Source organism: Paenibacillus sp. Lou8.1 (assembly GCF_024213565.1).
GTDB classification, from domain to species: Bacteria; Bacillota; Bacilli; order Paenibacillales; family Paenibacillaceae; genus Paenibacillus; species Paenibacillus polymyxa_B.
The window spans coordinates 48940-67915 of the sequence record NZ_JANAVN010000018.1; the positions used below are offsets into that span (position 1 = coordinate 48940).

The 18976-nt window shown below is 47.5% G+C and carries 16 protein-coding genes, 2 pseudogenes and 1 riboswitch; of the genes and pseudogenes, 15 read left to right on the plus strand and 3 right to left on the minus strand.

Going from position 1 to position 18976, the window contains the following annotated elements:
* Positions 1-63 precede the first annotated feature (63 nt).
* Positions 64-231: riboswitch (cyclic di-AMP (ydaO/yuaA leader) on the plus strand.
* A gap of 116 nt (positions 232-347) precedes the next feature.
* From NLX78_RS22595 to kdpC, 5 genes are all read left to right on the plus strand, one after another.
* A complete protein-coding gene (locus NLX78_RS22595; RefSeq protein WP_023987603.1) occupies positions 348-743 on the plus strand; it encodes a hypothetical protein in 396 nt (131 codons plus the stop codon).
* 183 nt (positions 744-926) lie between these two features.
* The gene (locus NLX78_RS26795; protein WP_071559652.1) at positions 927-1004 is read left to right on the plus strand and encodes a potassium-transporting ATPase subunit F; all 78 of its coding nucleotides are present in this window, start codon (positions 927-929) and stop codon (positions 1002-1004) included.
* A 151-nt stretch (positions 1005-1155) separates the two neighbouring features.
* The gene (gene kdpA, locus NLX78_RS22600; protein ID WP_254351560.1) at positions 1156-2832 is read left to right on the plus strand and encodes a potassium-transporting ATPase subunit KdpA; all 1677 of its coding nucleotides are present in this window, start codon (positions 1156-1158) and stop codon (positions 2830-2832) included.
* 37 nt (positions 2833-2869) lie between these two features.
* Positions 2870-4900 (plus strand): potassium-transporting ATPase subunit KdpB, encoded by a 2031-nt coding sequence (kdpB, locus tag NLX78_RS22605; protein WP_254351561.1) that lies wholly within the window; start codon positions 2870-2872, stop codon positions 4898-4900.
* A gap of 19 nt (positions 4901-4919) precedes the next feature.
* Complete coding sequence (kdpC, locus tag NLX78_RS22610; protein ID WP_061829573.1) at positions 4920-5648, plus strand: potassium-transporting ATPase subunit KdpC; 729 nt, start codon at positions 4920-4922, stop codon at positions 5646-5648.
* A 110-nt stretch (positions 5649-5758) separates the two neighbouring features.
* Here kdpC and NLX78_RS22615 read toward each other — a convergent pair whose 3' ends face one another.
* Together NLX78_RS22615 and NLX78_RS22620 are read right to left on the minus strand one after the other, a co-directional pair.
* Positions 5759-7078: an Nramp family divalent metal transporter gene (locus NLX78_RS22615; RefSeq protein WP_061829572.1), complete on the minus strand. Its 1320-nt coding sequence runs from the start codon at positions 7076-7078 to the stop codon at positions 5759-5761.
* Between the two features lie 212 nt (positions 7079-7290).
* Positions 7291-7521, minus strand: a pseudogene (locus NLX78_RS22620) (manganese catalase family protein); the annotation flags it as partial.
* A gap of 261 nt (positions 7522-7782) precedes the next feature.
* On the opposite strand from NLX78_RS22620, the gene NLX78_RS22625 reads away from it, so the two are divergent.
* The 3 genes from NLX78_RS22625 (at position 7783) to NLX78_RS22635 (ending at position 9208) form a co-directional block, all read left to right on the plus strand.
* On the plus strand, positions 7783-8202 hold the full coding sequence (locus NLX78_RS22625) for an organic hydroperoxide resistance protein (protein ID WP_013309264.1): 420 nt from the start codon (positions 7783-7785) through the stop codon (positions 8200-8202).
* 123 nt (positions 8203-8325) lie between these two features.
* Positions 8326-8652, plus strand: a complete 327-nt coding sequence (locus NLX78_RS22630; protein ID WP_025722703.1) for a hypothetical protein — start codon at positions 8326-8328, stop codon at positions 8650-8652.
* 130 nt (positions 8653-8782) lie between these two features.
* Complete coding sequence (locus tag NLX78_RS22635) at positions 8783-9208, plus strand: thiol-disulfide oxidoreductase DCC family protein (RefSeq protein ID WP_061829569.1); 426 nt, start codon at positions 8783-8785, stop codon at positions 9206-9208.
* An 8-nt stretch (positions 9209-9216) separates the two neighbouring features.
* Here NLX78_RS22635 and NLX78_RS22640 read toward each other — a convergent pair whose 3' ends face one another.
* A complete protein-coding gene (locus NLX78_RS22640; protein ID WP_061829568.1) occupies positions 9217-9993 on the minus strand; it encodes a DUF3153 domain-containing protein in 777 nt (258 codons plus the stop codon).
* Positions 9994-10229: 236 nt separating this feature from the next.
* On the opposite strand from NLX78_RS22640, the gene NLX78_RS22645 reads away from it, so the two are divergent.
* From NLX78_RS22645 to NLX78_RS22675, 7 genes and pseudogenes are all read left to right on the plus strand, one after another.
* Positions 10230-11201: a metal ABC transporter solute-binding protein, Zn/Mn family gene (locus tag NLX78_RS22645; RefSeq protein WP_069291388.1), complete on the plus strand. Its 972-nt coding sequence runs from the start codon at positions 10230-10232 to the stop codon at positions 11199-11201.
* 14 nt (positions 11202-11215) lie between these two features.
* Entirely contained in the window at positions 11216-11980 is a 765-nt protein-coding gene (locus NLX78_RS22650) for a metal ABC transporter ATP-binding protein (RefSeq protein WP_061829566.1), read from the plus strand.
* A gap of 5 nt (positions 11981-11985) precedes the next feature.
* Entirely contained in the window at positions 11986-12915 is a 930-nt protein-coding gene (locus NLX78_RS22655) for a metal ABC transporter permease (RefSeq protein WP_254351562.1), read from the plus strand.
* Entirely contained in the window at positions 12912-13799 is an 888-nt protein-coding gene (locus NLX78_RS22660; RefSeq protein WP_254351563.1) for a metal ABC transporter permease, read from the plus strand. The genes NLX78_RS22655 and NLX78_RS22660 overlap by 4 nt, the downstream gene beginning before the upstream one ends.
* A gap of 215 nt (positions 13800-14014) precedes the next feature.
* Positions 14015-16342, plus strand: coding sequence for a histidine kinase (locus tag NLX78_RS22665; RefSeq protein WP_254351632.1), 2328 nt, complete (start codon positions 14015-14017; stop codon positions 16340-16342).
* Between the two features lie 528 nt (positions 16343-16870).
* Positions 16871-18028: a P-loop NTPase family protein gene (locus tag NLX78_RS22670; RefSeq protein WP_254351633.1), complete on the plus strand. Its 1158-nt coding sequence runs from the start codon at positions 16871-16873 to the stop codon at positions 18026-18028.
* Positions 18029-18043: 15 nt separating this feature from the next.
* Positions 18044-18928, plus strand: a pseudogene (locus NLX78_RS22675) (TadA family conjugal transfer-associated ATPase); the annotation flags it as partial.
* Between the last annotated feature and the right edge of the window lie 48 nt (positions 18929-18976).

Here is an 18976-nt window from a genome sequence, read left to right on the forward strand (position 1 = left end):
TCCATGCGCGGGTGTATGATTCAAGACGTAATTTCAAATTAACTTGAATGAAGCAACAACGAAATGTCTATAGCGCTGAATTTTGCAATTGCAAAAGCGGGGGAACCAATCGAGACTGTACGGCTTGCCGGGTGTCTCATGGGGTGAATTTTCCGGTCAAGTGCCAGAAATAGGGCGACTCTCACGTCCGAATCCGACAGCTAACCTCGTAAGCGTACAGGGAGAGGCAACAAACCGCCGTGTGCAGCCATGGTTTATTTTATCATGGATATGTAAGAAGCCGGAGGAAAGCCTTTTTCCTTCGGCTTCTTTTTGTTGTCTTTTTATAACCGGGAGAGGAGCTACTGATGGAAGGTCGGTTAATTATTGTCACTGCACCGAATGAAGCGGGCAGAAGTTTTGTGAAATTGCTTATTTTCAAAAAATTGGCGTTTGCAGTTCTGACGAATAGCGCCCAGGAGGAACGACAGCTCAAGAAAATGGGTGTGGAGCACATTGTCCGCATCAATACCATGCAAGCGGGAAAATGGAATTTTCCAAAAAAAGAAATTGGTAGTGTGTATTTGTTCGAGAACAGCTTGAATCTGACTTGCCGTTTCCTGCAAATATGTCGGCCGCTAACATCGGAATCGATCTATGTTATTACGCACGGCTGTAATCCACAAGGAATTTATCGAGGATTGGGAGCGGACCATGTGATCTACACATTGAACGGAGAGGTGGGTTTTCTGCTGAACGGATAAGCACTTATAACATAGTTGTTTTATGATTTTATGATGAAATAGGAATGGCGATCTGAGGACCGATACGGAGGGTATAAACATGATGGATATATACATGCTGCTCGTCATGGCTGTGAGTTATGGAGTGATACTGCTGTTTGTACGCTGGTGTGATGCACAAACCTCTAAAGGAGGACGAAGAGGATGATCGTTATACTTGGGCTTACGGCTATTGTGTTTATGTATTTAATCTACGCACTCCTGAACCCTGAAAAGTTCTAGTCACTGGTAGGGATAGAGCGGGCGGGAACAACAGATCTGAACATTAAAGCATCATAGGTAGCAGGTTTTCGCAAACGTGTGCACACAATTGGTGCTCTGGAAGCAGGTCTGTTGTTCCAAACGCAGGAGCATTTTGAAGGAGGAATAAAGGATGGAGCTGCTTCAAATTGGAATTGTGATCGTTATATTGCTGCTCTTGGTAAAGCCAATGGGTACATATATGTATCATGTATTCTCGAATGAACCCAATCGGACGGATCGGATTTTTGGCAGAACAGAAAAGCTGATTTATAAGGTAGTAGGCTTGAAGAAAGTGGAGAGCATGCGTTGGACTACGTATGTTATGAGTTTCATTGCTACGAACGCCGTGCTTGTGGCAATCAGCTACTTGCTGTTGCGTTTACAGGGAATGCTTCCCGGTAATCCGGCTGGAAACAGTAATATGGAAGCATCACTAGCTTTTAATACGGTAATCAGCTTTATGACGAATACGAATCTCCAACATTATAGCGGAGAAAGCGGGCTTACGTATCTGACACAGATGGCGTTCGTCACGATGATGATGTTCACTTCGGCTGCTTCCGGTTTTGCGGTTGCTGCGGCTTTTATGAGAGGATTGACGCGGCGCGGTGAAGGAATGGGCAATTTCTTTCAAGATTTTATTAAAGCCATTATAAGAATTTTCCTGCCGCTGGCCTTTGTGCTTACGCTGGTGCTGGTTGGATTGAAGGTACCCCAGACGCTACAGCCTACGGCGGATCTTACGACGCTGAGCGGAACACAGCAGCAGATTTCTATGGGACCCATTGCTTCGCTGGAGTCCATCAAGCATTTGGGGACAAACGGGGGTGGTTATGCGGGAGCTAACTCTGCGCATCCTTTTGAAAATCCAAGTCCTTGGACGAACGTGCTGGAAATTTTGGCAATGTGGGTAATGCCGGCTTCGTTGCCGTATACCTTTGGATTGTTTGCCCGTAATCGTAAGCAGGGCTGGATTATTTTTAGCTCCATGATGGTATTGTTTCTTATTTTTCTATCCATTACGTATGTGTCTGAAAAGACAGGTAATCCGTTAATCCAGACACTGGGTGTGGATGCTTCTCAGGGAAGCATGGAAGGGAAAGAGGTTCGTTTCGGCATTGGACAATCGGCATTATTCACTGCGGTCACAACAGCGGCAACGACAGGTTCAGTCAATAATATGCATGATACACTAACTCCACTGGGTGGTATGGCTGCTTTGGGAGAAATGATGCTAAACGTCATTTTTGGCGGCAAGGGTGTCGGGCTGATGAATATGCTGATGTATGCGATTCTGGGTGTGTTTATATGCGGACTGATGGTCGGGAGAACTCCGGAATTTATGGGGAGGAAAATTGAAGGCAAGGAAATGAAGCTGATCGCGATTGCCATTTTGGTACATCCGTTTCTCATTCTCGCCCCAACTGCGCTTGCATTTATGAGTCATTGGGGATACGATGCGGTCACGAACCCTGGCTATCACGGGTTGACTCAGGTGCTCTATGAATATGCGTCATCTGCCGCAAATAACGGTTCGGGATTTGAAGGTCTTTCGGATAACAACGTATTATGGAACATGACAACGGGGATGGTTATGTTCTTCGGACGATATGTATCTATGATTGCATTGTTGGCTGTGGCGGCTTCGCTGAATGCCAAAGCACCGACTCCGGTGACGACGGGGACACTGCGCACGGACAACAAGTTATTTGGAGCCATTCTGATCGGGGTCGTGCTGCTGATTGGTGCGTTAACCTTTTTACCCGTCATCGTATTGGGACCTGTTGCTGAATTTTTGACCATGTGAAGAAGAAAATGAGAATGGATGAACGGGGTGTTTGATCATGAAGGAACAACGCAAACACATGCTGGACAGAAGCATCTTGAAGCATGCGATCAAGGATAGCTTTATAAAATTAAATCCGATGATTATGATGAAAAATCCTGTCATGTTCGTCGTGGAGATCGGTACATTGGTCGTGCTGCTCATGTTACTGCTTCCCGGTTATTTTGGAACTGGCAAGGAAATGGGCTTTAACCTGGCCGTGTTTGTTATTCTGTTGTTTACGTTGCTTTTTGCTAATTTTGCCGAAGCGCTCGCGGAGGGGCGGGGTAAGGCACAAGCTGCCTCTTTAAAAAAATCCAAGCAGGATACACAAGCTAACAAGCTCATCGGAAATGACATTCAGGTGGTTAGCTCAACCGAATTGCGTAAGGGGGACGTGGTTATTGTCTCCCAGGGCGAAATGATTCCAAGCGATGGTGAGGTCATTGAAGGTCTGGCTTCGGTGGATGAATCTGCAATTACGGGAGAATCGGCTCCGGTCATCAAGGAATCGGGTGGTGATTTTTGCTCGGTAACCGGCGGGACGCGGGTAGTCAGTGACCGGATTAAGGTGCGAATTACGACAGAGCCAGGCGAGACATTTATTGATAAAATGATTTCGCTCGTGGAAGGCGCACAGCGGCAAAAGACGCCGAATGAGATTGCACTGAACACTTTGCTGATTAGCTTGACGATTATTTTTCTAATTGTGGTGGTTACGCTAGCGCCGATTGCCCGTCATTTTAACATTGATTTGCCTGTTCCTGTGCTGATTTCGTTGCTAGTCTGTCTGATTCCGACCACGATTGGAGGACTGCTGTCAGCTATCGGGATTGCCGGTATGGACCGGGTCACCCAGTTTAACGTGCTGGCTATGTCAGGCAAGGCGGTAGAAGCTTCTGGGGATATCAACACGATGATTCTGGATAAAACAGGCACAATCACCTTCGGTAACCGAATGGCGAGTGAATTCGTGCCTGTGGAGGGCGTGGAGAAGGCAGAGTTAGTGAAGTGGGCAGCGATTAGCTCTATGAAGGATGAGACGCCAGAGGGCCGCTCGGTTCTCGAATTGATGCGCAAACAGGAGTATACGTTGGATGCATCCTTGGCAGCAGGTGGAACCTTTATCGAATTCAAGGCGGAGACCCGGATGAGTGGTCTGGATCTGGCCGATGGACGAAAGGTACGCAAGGGCGCGGTGGATTCTGTTCGGCAATGGATCGTATCGCAAAACGGCAGTGTTCCAGCCGATCTGGAGGAAAAATCCAATCAGGTAGCCTCAGAAGGAGGTACACCGCTGGCAGTCGCGCTGGATGATCAGATATACGGCATTATTTATTTGAAGGATACAGTGAAGCCAGGCATGAAGGAACGGTTTGATCAGCTCCGGGAAATGGGTATCCGTACGATCATGTGTACCGGAGATAATCCGCTGACAGCAGCTACAATTGCACGAGAAGCGGGTGTGGACGACTTTGTAGCTGAGAGCAAGCCGGAGGACAAAATCGCGGTTATCCGACGTGAGCAGGAACAGGGGAAGCTGGTTGCCATGACCGGAGACGGCACCAATGATGCACCTGCACTGGCGCAAGCGGATGTCGGTCTGGCCATGAATAGCGGCACAGTCGCGGCCAAAGAAGCAGCTAATATGGTGGACCTGGATTCCGATCCGTCCAAAATTATTGAGGTGGTCGCGATCGGCAAGCAGCTGCTTATGACGCGCGGAGCATTGACAACGTTCAGCATTGCGAACGATGTTGCCAAATATTTTGCCATCATCCCGGCGATGTTCATGCTGGCCATTCCACAAATGGGCGCTTTAAACGTCATGGGGCTTGGCTCCCCGCTGTCCGCTATTTTGTCGGCGCTGATCTTTAACGCGGTTATTATTCCGCTTCTGATTCCGCTGGCCATGAAGGGCGTGAAGTATAAGCCGATGAGCTCGGATCGCCTGCTGGGACGGAATTTGCTGATTTACGGTCTGGGCGGTATGGTCGTACCGTTTGTCGGTATTAAGGCCATTGATTTGCTGGTGCATTTGTGGATTTAGCGCAGAAAGGGTGAACGACATGAGTGGTTTTTATCGGATGATGTCTGGACGCAGATTTGCTGCGCACGAAAAAGCCGAATCTGGCGGGCAAGGTCATAACAAACGTACAGGGACCGGGACAGTGTCGGAAGGACAACCGGAGAGACAAGAGATGCGAGGAAGTACAGTTATTGGAGTGGCTTTGCGAACTTCGGTGCTGATGATTCTCTTGTGCGGTTTGGCATATCCGCTAGTCAGTACAGGAGTAGCGCAGGTTCTGTTTCCGCAGCAAGCAAACGGCAGTATGCTCCGTGACGCAGAGGGACGGGTGGTCGGCTCCGAACTGATTGGGCAGTCCTTTGCCGATTCGGCATTTTTTCAAGGTCGGGTATCGAGCGTTGATTACAATGGGGCTGGTTCAGGCTCAAGCAACTACGCGCCGTCGAATCCGGCCTTGATACAGCGAGTCAAGGACTCTATTGCGGATTGGCAGAAGCATAACCCGGATGTACCCGTCAGTCAGGTTCCGGTGGACCTGATTACGAACTCCGGCTCCGGTCTGGACCCGCACATCTCGCCACAGGCGGCACGGGTGCAAATTCCGCGCATTAGCGGCTTGACGGGTATCCCGCAGGATCAACTGAGAGCACTGGTACAGGAGCAGACAGAAGGCCGCAGCGCCGGGGTATTCGGCGAGCCGCGTGTGAACGTGCTCAAGCTAAATCTCGCGCTTGAGGCGCAAATAAAGGTAGAGCCTGCCAAGCGTTGAGTATTCTTTATGTATACAGGACAAATAAAATAGGATGAACAAAAAAAGGTATCTCGCTGCCATTGGGGCTAGTGAGATACCTATTTAATATATTCATATTTGGCTACCGATTAACCTGAAATCGTTTGGATGATGAGCACTACATTCAAGATGATAATGACAGCGGTCACGATCCAGGTTAATACTTTTTGCCACATTTTATTTGCGAATTCACCCATAATCTTTTTGTCGCTGGTAAAGAGCAGTAATGGAATGATGGCAAAGGGAAGCTGGATGGACAGGATGACCTGGCTCAGCACAAGTAGTTCCTCCGCACCTTTTTCACCTGCGATAGCAGTGACGATGACCGCTGGAATGATCGCGATGAGGCGGGTCACTAGACGACGCAACCAAGGTGAAAGACGAAGATTCAAAAAGCCCTCCATCACGATTTGTCCGGCTAAAGTGCCTGTAACGGTTGAATTTTGACCTGAGGCGAGTAACGCCACCCCAAATAGTATGCTTGCCAGCGTGGTTCCCAGTAGCGGCGAAAGCAGATAATAGGCATCACTAATTTCGGCTACATCTGTTCTTCCTGCCGTATGGAATACAGCAGCTGCCACGATCAAGATGGCGGCATTAATAAATAAAGCGAACATCAGCGCTATACTGGAATCCCAAGTTGCAAATGTAATAGCTTCCCGTTTACCTGCTGAAGTCTGCTCAAATTTGCGAGTTTGTACAATAGAAGAATGCAGATACAGGTTATGCGGCATTACAGTAGCGCCCATAATACCGATGGCAATATACAGCATGCTTGGATTCGTCAAAATTTGCGAGTCTGGTACAAAGCCGCCCAATACACCGCCCCATTCCGGTTGTGCCAAAATGAGATTAATCCCAAAACAGCCGGCAATCGTCGCCATCAGCACAATGACGAGTGTTTCCAATGCCCGAAAACCTTTGTTTTGCAGCAGTAAAATAAGCATGACGTCAAATGCGGTAATGATGACTCCGTATAGTAACGGTAGACCAAACAGCAACTTCAGCGCAATGGCTGAACCGATGACCTCGGCCAAATCCATGGCTGCAATAGCAATTTCGCACAAGAGCCATAAGCCGATGGCGACAGGACGACTGTAGGCATCACGGCACATTTGAGCCAAATCTTTACCTGTGGCAATGCCGAGCTTGCCAGATAAGGCTTGTAGCAGGATGGCCATCAAGTTGGAGATTAGAATGACACTAAGCAACGTGTAGCCGAATTTCGATCCGCCAGCGATGTCTGTGGCCCAGTTGCCGGGGTCCATATAGCCGACTGCGACCATATAGCCGGGTCCAGCAAAGGCAAGAAACTTCCGAAACCAGGTTCCGTCTTTCGGGACGCTCAAGGAACGATTCACTTCCGACAGTGAAGCGATTTCCGCGAAGTTACCCTTTGTATTTTTCATACGCTTCACCTTCTTTATTGATGTTGAAATATATTATTAGTGACATAACGATTGTGTTATCTCTATTGTACACTTACAATAGTTTTTGTCTAGTGCAACTTTTGTGTGGTCAAGCAAGTTAATCGTATTTTTGAAGCAATATGGGCATCGTATAAAGCCGAACACTAGAAAAAACCAAGCTATATCGCTCTGAGGGGAGCAGCTTGGTCGTTTTGGATTTTTTTAAATTGTTGTCCATCTTCCGGGTGAACGCTGCTCCATATTTTATCAATTTCCTTGTAGTTATTCGGACTGAAACGATAAATAGCCCGGTGAATCGGAAGCATTTTGGTCATTTCTACGCCTGTAAGCTTTTCCAACGCTTTGGTATAGGCCATCACATGGACTCCACCCCGCACCAACAAGTAGCCTACGATCTCGCGTACGACAGGGTTGTCAGTCATGGAAGTCTGAGCAGATACAATAAAATGATGCGAGTAAGCCTTCAAGACACATGTTGACGGCCCATCAAGCTAGGGGCTTATAACATATAGTGTAAACAAGGTGAGGTGGAACTAAACGGTAAATGTACGGGTTAACAACCTTATTTCAAATGATTCATTTTGTGTAGTTCGTTTAAAGTACATACGAGAAGGAAATCATGTATTAACATGACGATAGATTCCTGCGGAAAACATATGATATAGAGAAGGAGAGATGAAATCATGGAAGCATTATACACAGCATCAGCAACGGTACATGGTGGAAGAGACGGTTCAGTCGCTTCATCCGATGGAGTTTTGAAGCATAAGCTCAGCACGCCGAAGGAACTGGGTGGCGCAGGTGGAGAAGCTACGAATCCGGAGCAATTGTTTGCGGCAGGCTATGGTGCCTGCTATGAGAGCGCATTGGCTAATGTGGCCCGGAAGGCTAAGGTGAAGGTAGACAATGTTGAGGTCACCAGCCACGTATCTATCGGCAAGGACCCAAGCGATGGCGGCTTCCAGCTGGCGGTACGTCTGGATGTGAAAATACCCGGTATTGAACGCGCCCAGGCCGAAGATCTGGCACGCCAAGCGCATGATTTTTGTCCGTATTCCAAAGCAACACGCGGTAACATTGATGTCGAGCTTAATGTCATTTGACTGCATTTCTATAACTTTTACACTCCGGCCGCCGATTTATCGGTGGCTTTTGCACATAGATCTTGATTCGCTGAGATTTGTGACCATTTGACATCATCGCCAAAATTCATTAAGATGGCTTAGGTGATTCTGGTCATCAGGTACGAAACAAATTTGAAAAATACGGGTGATATGATGTCTTACAGACCGAATATTGTTAATTTCACGCTGGCTGGCAGCAACGAAAAAGAAGGGCTTTATGAGTTTAAAATGAGTTTGGCCGATGGAACGGAGTGCCGCGTTTTTTCTCAACGTAATCCGGAGTGGACCTTGACGAATATTAGTCGACTGCTAACGACGCCTTGCCCGGTATGCCATAAGGATTTTATCTGCAAGTGTATGGATAAGTTCCATGAGGAGTTTTTAGAGCAAATTAATACGAAACAGCTGTTTGAGAAAGCATTGAGCTAGTTTTTCGAACAGGTAAAGACTATACATTTCTAAACAAGCGTCGGATACTTTCGGCGTTTTTTTGTTTATATTCATATGGTTGCGTTGCTGGTATTCATGCCGTTGATTTTCTTGGAGGTGAAATGCATTTATGAACCAGACTGATCATGCTCATTCAGATCATTCCATTGTGTTGGTAGATGGGGTATGCCACTTTTGTCAGGGAGCGGCCCGCTTTATTATCAAGCGTGACCCTAAGGGAACATTTCATTTTGGTTCCCTGCAATCCGAGGCAGGACAAGAACTATTACGTGCAGGAGGACTATCTACAGATCAGCTGGATACGTTTGTGCTGATTGAAGACGGTACGTATTATACAAGGTCCACCGCTGCTTTGCGAATTGCCAAACGTCTTCGTTTTCCATACCCGCTGGCCTATGTGTTCATCCTGGTTCCCCGCTTTGTGCGCAACGCTGTCTATAACTGGGTGGCGCGTAACCGATATCGTTGGTTTGGCAAGGATGAAGAGGATCAATGTCAGATCCCCCCACCAGAAATCAGACAACGATTTTTTTAGTTGCTTTTTTAAGTTTCTTTTTTGGAGCGATGTCTACGAATTAGTAAGATCACAGCGATCACGATTAGTATCAGGCTCGTAACAGCTACATACACGATATGTCGTACATTGGGTACGTTAACAGACAATTTTAGCTCGTTAGATTCCAAAGGAGCAATGTCCCAATACAGTGTTTTTCCGTCTTCCGACACACGGTCCGCATTATTGGTAGCAGGTTGGATGGGTAAGGATAGGCTGAAGTTAAGATCCAGCTGCCGCTCCAGTAATTTGCGCGCAAACACATTCATTTGCTCAAATTTGTCACTCAGTCCTTGAGCTTCTTCAGGAAGCATCCGTGGTAGATCGAGCTTCATGGTAAGATCAATATTCGTTGTGAAAAAATGTTGGCTCACAGCGCGCTTTATTTCTAATCCCTCAGGTAGATTTAATCCCTGACTGGGATTTTTTTTGTTTGTGCTCCAATCTCCTTGATAATGCCCCTTGATTTGATATCCCTTTCTTCCCTGTTCAGCTAGCGGCTGTACATCTACATTGTTGCTTTGAATACGCTTGACTAATCGATCTAGTAGCCCGGGATTGTCCAACATCATCAGTGTCTGGTTGTTTACACTGAACGTTGCATCCAGATCTACACTTTGATCGAGATGAACATCTACATGGATGTCACCTCGAGCACAGGAAGTTAGGGCAAGCAGACAGCACACCAGCATAAAAATAAGCAGTATTTTTCGTATCCGAACTTGCCGACGTTTGTTCCGATAAGGGCTGTATCCTGTTGGCTCCATGACCTGCACCTCTTTATATGTATTCTTTGGTTTAACGATTGGATATCTTCTATATATTACACATTGGGAGAACGAAAATCGAACGGTATAACGAAATACATAAGAATTATATTTTTTAAAAATGTTTCCCTAGGTAAAAACTTTAGTGTATACTCTAAAATATAGTATTGATAAAAAATAATTGAATCAAGGAAATAGTTTGTCCCAAAACGAAGTTCAAAGGAGGATTTTAAAACATGAACAAGCAGTTTAAGAAGGCTTTGCCGCGATGGGTAACGACAGTTGGAGTATTGTCTCTAGCTCTGGTTTTAGCGACTGCATGTACCGATGCTAAGAAGAAGGAGCAGGGAACTGCGAGAGAAACAGGACAAAAAATAAAGGCTACGGCTACCATCGGTATGATCTCTGACATTGTCGGCAAGGTCGGCGGTAATCATGTAGAGGTCACGGGAATTATGAAGTCAGGCGTTGACCCGCATTTGTACAAGGCTTCTCAGGGAGATATGCGCAAGCTGGATCAGGCCGATGTTATTTTTTATAACGGGTTGCATCTGGAAGGAAAAATGCAGGACATTCTGGAGAAGATCAGCAAGCAAAAACCCGTCATACCCGTGTCCAAAAACATCGCACAGGATCAGTTGCGTGCAGGTAGCCCGGAAATGGGATCTGAGCATGATCCGCATATCTGGTTTAACGTACAGAATTGGATGTCTGCGGTAGAAACCGTCAGAGATGAATTGTCGGCGCTAGACGCTGTTCATGCGGAGGAATATAAGGCCAACGCAGAAGCCTATCTTACTGAGCTGCGAGAGCTGGATGATTATACGAGAAAGCAGATTGCCAGTATACCGGAAGCCCAGCGCGTGCTTGTCACGGCACATGATGCTTTCGGCTATTTCGGAGATGCCTACCACATTCAAGTGAGAGGACTTCAAGGTATGAGCACAGAATCAGAAGCGGGTTCTCAAGATGTGACCAAGCTGCGAGATTATCTGGTCGAACATAAAATCAAGGCTATATTCGTAGAATCTAGTGTTCCGAGAAAGGCCATAGATGCGGTTATTCAGGGGGCCGCTCAGCAAGGTCATACAATTAAGGTTGGTGGCGAGCTGTATTCGGATGCCATGGGTGAAGAAGGCACAGAAGATGGCACATATATTGGAATGGTCAAGCATAACGTTAATACGATTGTTAAAGCTCTTAAATAAGGAGGCAAAGATACATGGGGCATTCACCACTTGTCGTTCGTGATTTATCGGTAGCTTATCAAAAAAAGCCCGTTTTGTTCGATGTTTCCTTTGAGGTGCCGGAAGGCAAGCTGATTGGTATTATCGGCCCGAACGGGGCTGGGAAATCTACGTTGATCAAGGCAGCGCTTGGACTGATTCCAAAGCTTAGGGGCGAGGTGCTGGTCTACGGCAAGCCCTATAAGCAACAGTTGCTCAAGGTTGGCTATGTACCACAGCGGGAGTCGGTGGATTGGGATTTTCCGACGAACGCGCTGGATGTGGTTATGATGGGACGGTATGGCAGATTGGGCTGGTTTAAGCGTCCGGGTGCAGCAGATCGTCAGGCTGCGATGGAGAGTTTGGACAAGGTTGGAATGAGCAAATATGCAGACAGGCAGATTAGTCAATTGTCTGGCGGTCAGCAACAACGTGTTTTTTTAGCCAGAGCACTCGCGCAGGATGCTCAGCTTTATTTTATGGATGAACCGTTTGTCGGTGTGGACGCTGCAACAGAAAAAGCCATTATTTCGCTGCTCAACGATCTGAAACAGCAGGGTAAAACCGTACTTGTCGTTCATCATGATTTATCTACAGTCACGGATTATTTTGATCAGGTTATGCTGTTGAACGGGCATCTTATGGCGTTTGGAGAGACGACAGATATTTTTACCGAGGAAAATCTGCAGCGTACGTATGGCGGGCGTCTGAGTATACTCAAAACAAGCCCGGATTCCGGTACGATACTCGGAGTGAGGTGAGCAGTATGACAAGTTTGGCAACGCTTTTGACCGACCCGAATATGCAGTGGATTTTGCTGGGCTGCATTTTGCTCGGTTTAAGCAGCGGGGTGATTGGCAGTTTTATGTATTTGCGCAAGCAGTCGCTCATGGGAGATGCCTTGGCACATGCAGCTTTGCCGGGGGTATGTGTGGCTTTTATGATCACAGGTACAAAATCCGTGTTTGGATTTATGATTGGGGCCGCCATTGCAGGGATTGTTGCGACCTTTGCCATCAGTGCGTTAACCCGGTATTCACGAATTAAAAGCGATTCCGCGATTGCAGCGGTGCTGTCGGTATTTTTTGGCTTCGGCATTATGTTGTTGACCGAAATTCAGCATAGTGGCGCAGGCAACCAAAGCGGATTGGATAAATTTCTATTTGGTCAAGCTGCGGCAATGGTATTGTCTGATGTCTATACGATGGCGGTAATTTCGGTGGTACTCATCGGAATATGTATATTATTTTTCAAGGAATTTAAGCTGCTCAGCTTTGATCCCGGCTTTGCCCGCGGACTTGGTTTTCCGGCAGGTTTGCTGGATAAGTTGTTGATGCTAATGATTGTCATTGCGGTGGTTGCTGGCATTCAGGCCGTGGGAGTCATTATGATGGCTGCCCTGCTGATTACCCCGGCCGTGTCGGCAAGATACTGGACAGAGAAGCTGGGTGTCATGGTGTGCCTATCAGGCTTATTTGGTGCTATAGCGGGACTTGGCGGGACGGTCATTAGCTCTTTGGGACAAAATCTGCCTACAGGACCGTTATGCGTGTTGTGTGCGACTGTGGTGTTTGGAGTGAGCTTGATTTTTGCGCCGCAGCGCGGGATGATCTCCAAGGCTATCGTTCGGTTGAACGCCAGAAAAAATCTGGAGCAGACATTCGGAACACAGCCAAGGGAGGAGCGTGCCCTATGAGTTCATTCTATGTAATTTTGACGGGAATGTTAGTGGCAGGGGGATGTAGTATCGTTGGGTGCTTTCTCGTGCTTCGAAAAATGGCTATGATCGGTGATGCAATCAGTCATGCGGTATTGCCGGGGATTGTCATTGCCTTTCTCATCAGCGGATCGAGGGATTCGGTGTGGATGATGTTTGGTGCGGCTGTGCTGGGTCTTCTAACGGTGTACCTAATTCAGCTATTCCAACAAAGCGGTCTGCAAAGTGATGCTGCCATTGGCGTGGTGTTTACGACATTGTTTGCTATCGGTGTTTTGCTGATCAGTGTGTTTGCTTCCAATGCCCATCTGGATATGGATCACGTTTTGTATGGTGAAATTGCTTATGTGCCGTGGAATACGCTAGAAATAGCCGGCTTCGATGTCGGTCCGAGAGCTGTGTGGATTACGGGCGCAATGTTTTTGATCAATTTGCTCGTGATAGGGGGCTTTTTCAAGCAATTTAAAATCACTTCCTTCGACCCCGCCCTGGCAGCTTCATTAGGCATTCCAGTTGTTTTTTTTCATTATCTGCTGATGAGCCTCGTCTCACTAACGACGGTGGCATCATTTGAGAGCGTGGGCGCAATTCTGGTGGTTGGCATGCTCGTTGTGCCGCCGCTTACCGCTTATCTGCTGACGGAGAAGTTGTCTCGTATGATTGTATACAGCGTCGGATTTGGAGCCATCAGTTCGGTTGTAGGCTTTTACACAGCAAGTGTATTGGATGCTTCTATTGCGGCATGTATGCTATGTGTATCGGGTGTGTTGCTGCTTTTGGCTTTTCTCTTTTCCCCGTCTCACGGTGTGATATGGCAAAAGTTATTTCAACAACGGGGGATCGTTGGCGAAGATAGCAAGTGATTGTAGGAAGTGATCCCATATGAGTTACCTAAAATAGCGTGTATTCAGGCATAAGAGACCTGAATGCACGTTTTTTTGCGCTTATACTGCCCTGCGCGGCTTTTTATGGAGCAAGCTTGATTGATCATCTTGAATTGATTGGGACACGGGAGTACATTCATTACAACCATATAAGAATGAACGGAATGAGCGGTTACGCTGGGGGAGGAACGAAAGTGGAGAGCTTCAAACGTAAATCACCAGAGGAAATACTGGATTCGATTAACAAACTGCATCGAGGCAGACTCAAAATATACATGGGTGCGGTCAGTGGCTCGGGCAAAACGTATCATATGCTGCAGGAGGGACAATCGTTGCAGCATGAAGGTATTGATGTTGTAATTTGCGCGGTCTCAACCATGCAGCGGCCTGTGACTGTGGAACAGGTCGGCACGCTGGAGCGCGTGCCTAGTATTCATTGGATAAAAGATGGTGAGGAGCAAAAGGATCTGAATGTGGAAGCTTTGGTGACACGAAATCCCGAGGTGGTACTGGTGGATCATTTGGCACATCATAACCGGAAAGACGCCCCATTTCCAACACGGCTGGAGGATATTCGGTATTTACTGGAGCAGGGAATTAGCGTCATTACGACGGTTAATGTTTATGAACTCGAAGGAATTACGGAGTGGGTATATCAGCTAACAGGCTTTGAAGCGGAATATACGGTTCCAGTTGATACACTGGAGCTGGCGGATGAAATTCGTCTGATTGATGCCACCCCGGAGATGATTTTGGAACGGCTGGCGAAAGGCTACATGCATACACCCAATCCTGAGATGTTTCACCGGGGAAATCTGGGTAAATTGCGTGAGCTAGCCCTGCGATTGGTAGCAGAGGATGTGAACGATTCGCTGGAACGGCACCGAGAGGAGTTAGGCTTGCACGGGGCGTCAGGAGCGGCAGAGCGTATTTTGGTACCTGTTCAATATCATTGGAATGGGTCTATTTATGTACGTAGGGGAGAACAGGTCGCCAAGCGGTTGGGTGGAGATATGCTAGTGGTCTCCTTTGTCAGCTCGAAGCGCAGGCTGTCCAAGGAATCAGCAGCCTTCAAGCGTTCGATTGAGCAGTTGGCTGACAAGATCGGATCAACATTTGAAGAAATCCCGCTTTTTTCCCGCAGAAGGTTGCCTCGTCAACTGATTCATTATGCGGTGACGCACAATGTTACCCGAATTGTTATGGGGCATTCTCGGCAGACTCCGTGGCAGGAGCTGATGAAAGGATCGCTGGTGAACGGGATTTTAAAACGAATGAAAAATATGGATTTGCTGCTGATTGCGGACCGGGCCGAGCAGGAGGGTGAGCGAATCTTGCCAACAATGAGACAGGAAGAGGGAGATAATGATCCGTATCATCGTTTGAGTGTTGAGGAAGCACAGGCTGAGGCAGCCAAAATCCTGCGGGGCAAGCTCAAGGTATACATTGGCGCTGCTCCGGGGGTCGGCAAAACATACACGATGCTGAGAGAGGGGAATGATCTGCTGGAAAGTGGGATCGATGTAGTTATCGGACTGCTGGAAACGCATGGAAGAGCAGAAACATTGGCACAAGTAGGCTCTCTGGAGATGATTCCCCGTCAGTCCATTGAGCGTCATGGCGCACATTTGGAAGAAATGGACACCGAAGCCATTCTCAGGCGTAATCCCGAGGTGGTGCTTATTGATGAGCTTGCACATACCAACGTGCCCGGAAGTATAAGATCTAAGCGCTATGAGGATGTGCTTACCATTTTGGAACAAGGTATTTCTGTGATATCCACAATGAATGTACAGCATCTGGAGAGCCTGAATGATGCGGTAGAACAGATTACTGGCATACGTGTGAGAGAGACTGTTCCCGATCATATGATGCGTCTGGCCGATGAAGTACAGCTTGTGGATGTGGCTCCTAAATCGTTGCAGCAACGCATGCGTGAGGGCAAAATATACGATCCTGTGAAGGTGGAACAGGCACTTAGCCACTTTTTTAAACTGGGCAATCTGATTGCGCTGCGTGAACTTGCTTTGCGGGAATTGGCAGATGACGTAGATGAGCGGCTGGAATCCTGGGATCGACACGAATCACTTCGGGGACCGTGGCGCAGGGAGGAAGTGATCTTCGTAGGTGTGACGCTAAGCGAAAATGCTGAAAGGTTGATTCGCCGTGGTTTTCGTATCGCCTTTCGTCTGAAGGCTGTGTGGATTGTGACTTATGCTCATGTCGGTGAGCGTATCCCTGAGAGACTGAACCCTCGTCTGGAACAACTAAAGTTGCTGACCCACCGACTGGGGGGGACCTTTGAGATACGGCTTGTTTCCAGCCGACGCGAAATTGCCGACATTTTGATTGCTCCGGTGGAAGGATATTCAGGTACACAGCTCATCGTGGGGCAGTCTTCCCGAAGTAGCCGTTGGGGTAAGGCTGCGGTTGTGCCGAGGATTCTCCGTCAAGCACGTCATATGGATGTTCTCATTGTGGCGGATTATGATCCGGATATTAAGCTGGAGGTAGATCATTAATTAGCCCAGTAAATTCATAAATAGTCATATGCTGGTTACCGATGGTTCGCTGCTTCCATAGTATATTCTATCTCAAAGAAATGGAGGCGAATTTGAATGTATAAACATCGTAAGCATGATTGTCATTTTCCAAAGCCAAAAAAACGTGTCTTTAAGAAGATCATTAAGGTGACTGTCATTAAGTTTAAACCTAAATTTAAACGTGATCACTGGAAACATGAAGATTTTGATAAGAAATGTCATTGCCGGAAACGTCGCCATCATCGCCATCATGACTGTCATCGTCGTCACCACAAATTCTACTAAGATGAAGATAGTAGGAGGCGGGGCTAGACTGCCCGCCTTCTCCTAGTACGAGGATTTTGGAAGATACTTGCACAAAAAATACTTGCTCTAATATAAGCGCTATGCTATTCTACCAGTAAATAGATTGCACGTGACGGAAGCACCGTTCACCAACCGTATGTACTTACGGATGGATGAACGGTGCTTTTTTGCGTTGTTGTGTTAGGGAAAGGGATGAGCGTTATGGTTCCAGTGAAAGTGGTATTGGCTGTAGAAGGCCGGGATTATATTGAGCCGCTGCTGAATTATGTTCACGGAAGCGAGTACGCCAGAAGGCTGAGAATAACGGCTTTTTCGCAACCGGAGGCATTTCATCAATACATGATGGAAACCAGCGGAATGAAAAGACCGGACGTGGTGGTTGGTGAAGCGGCTTTTTTGAATCTATGGACAGATAGGGAAGCTGCTGATATTCCTTGTTTGGTATTGCATGAGGGAGAACAAGTGAGCGAATATGGACAGTCTTTATTAAAATATCAGCCCTTATCTGAGCTGGTCGGTTTTATTTTGGAAACGGCGAGACAGAAGTCGAACGGTCGGAAATGTGTAAACAGCCGGGAAGGTGGACTGATTATCGGCATGGTAGCAGCTTCCGGCGGACTGGGCAAGACAACGGCCGCACTCAATATGTCCAAACAGCTGGGGAGTGAGGGATATTCGGTATTCTATCTGAATCTGGAGACGGTGGATTCAAGCTCGTTGTTCACTGGTTCAGGCAGTGCTAGCGAAGCAGAAGGAGAAGGGCTATCCAGGCTGCTCTATGATCTCAAGGCGGAGGGGAATGAGGGCATTCCATTATCCGTGGCAGCCTATTGTGTTCGCCGCCCTGAAATTCAGGCGGATACTTTTCAGCCTGTTTATAATCGTAAGGAACTGACGGACATGACTTGTGATGAAGCGAAAGAACTGATTCGAACGGTTGCCGAAAGCGGACAGTATGATGTAGTGATCGTAGATGGCGATTCTGAAAAAGGTGACCGGGCTCAAGCCGTGCTTGAAGCTAGTCATAAGCTGATCTGGTTGCTGGCAGACGATTTAATGAGCATGCACAAGTGCGGATTATGGCTGGATGTTTTAGAAACCACGCAGTCTGAAGGGCTTGAAGATATGATATGCAAAACCAGCTTTGTGGTGAACCGCTATATGGGAACGATGATCAACTCGTTACCTCGTGACTTCATGGAGCTAAACGGAGCGTTACCCTATATACCTTCATGGAAGCAGATGCAGCACCGTGAGCTACTGCTTAGTTCACCTATTTATCAGCGGGAAATTCGTCATCTGTGCCACGAGCTGCTGAATGTGGACAGTGTAACACATCCGCCGGCCGTTTGGTCTTAAAAGGGGCTGATGAACATGAATGAGGAACGGTTTAAGGCATTGCGAGCAGATATCCGAAACGGGCTGGACGTAACGTCTTCGGTAAAGGATACCGATCTGGTACGGCATATTGAAAATCGAATTTTACACGATGTAGAGCTGGCGGGCTTAACTTCCCGTGAGAAGCACGCACTTGTCCGCAAGATTTTTAACTCTTTCCGTGGGCTAGATGTACTCCAGCCATTGATTGACGACCCGACCGTTACGGAAATTATGATCAACAGTCACCGCGAAATCTTTGTGGAGCGGGCTGGTGAGGTGATGCAGGTACCCGATCAATTTGAGTCCCGCGAGCGACTGGAGGATTTAATCCAGACGATTGTAGCCGGGGTGAACCGAATTGTGAATGAGGCTTCCCCCATTGTGGATGCCCGGTTAAAGGATGGGTCACGCGTAAATATTGTGCTGCCTCCAGTTGCTCTCAAGGGTCCGACGATGACAATACGGAAGTTTCCCGAGCGTCCTATGACGATGGATGACTTGATACGAATGGGTGCGCTGGATGCAGAAACCGCTGCTATGCTCAAGGACTTGGTACGTAGCAAGTACAACATTTTTATCAGCGGGGGAACGGGTTCTGGTAAAACAACTTTTCTGAATGCATTATCCCAGTTTATCCCGTCGTCTGAACGGATTATTACCATTGAAGACTCAGCAGAGCTACAAATTGTGACGGTCCCTAATCTGGTTTCCATGGAAACAAGGAATGCGAACACCGAGGGAAAGGGAGAAATCACGATTCGTGATCTGATTCGTTCCTCCCTGCGTATGCGGCCTAATCGCATTGTGGTGGGTGAGGTCCGGGGAAGTGAGGCGCTGGATATGCTGCAAGCCATGAATACTGGTCATGATGGAAGTCTATACAATACAATGTGGTAGTCATATGTAATAAGCGCTCATAAAAGAGCG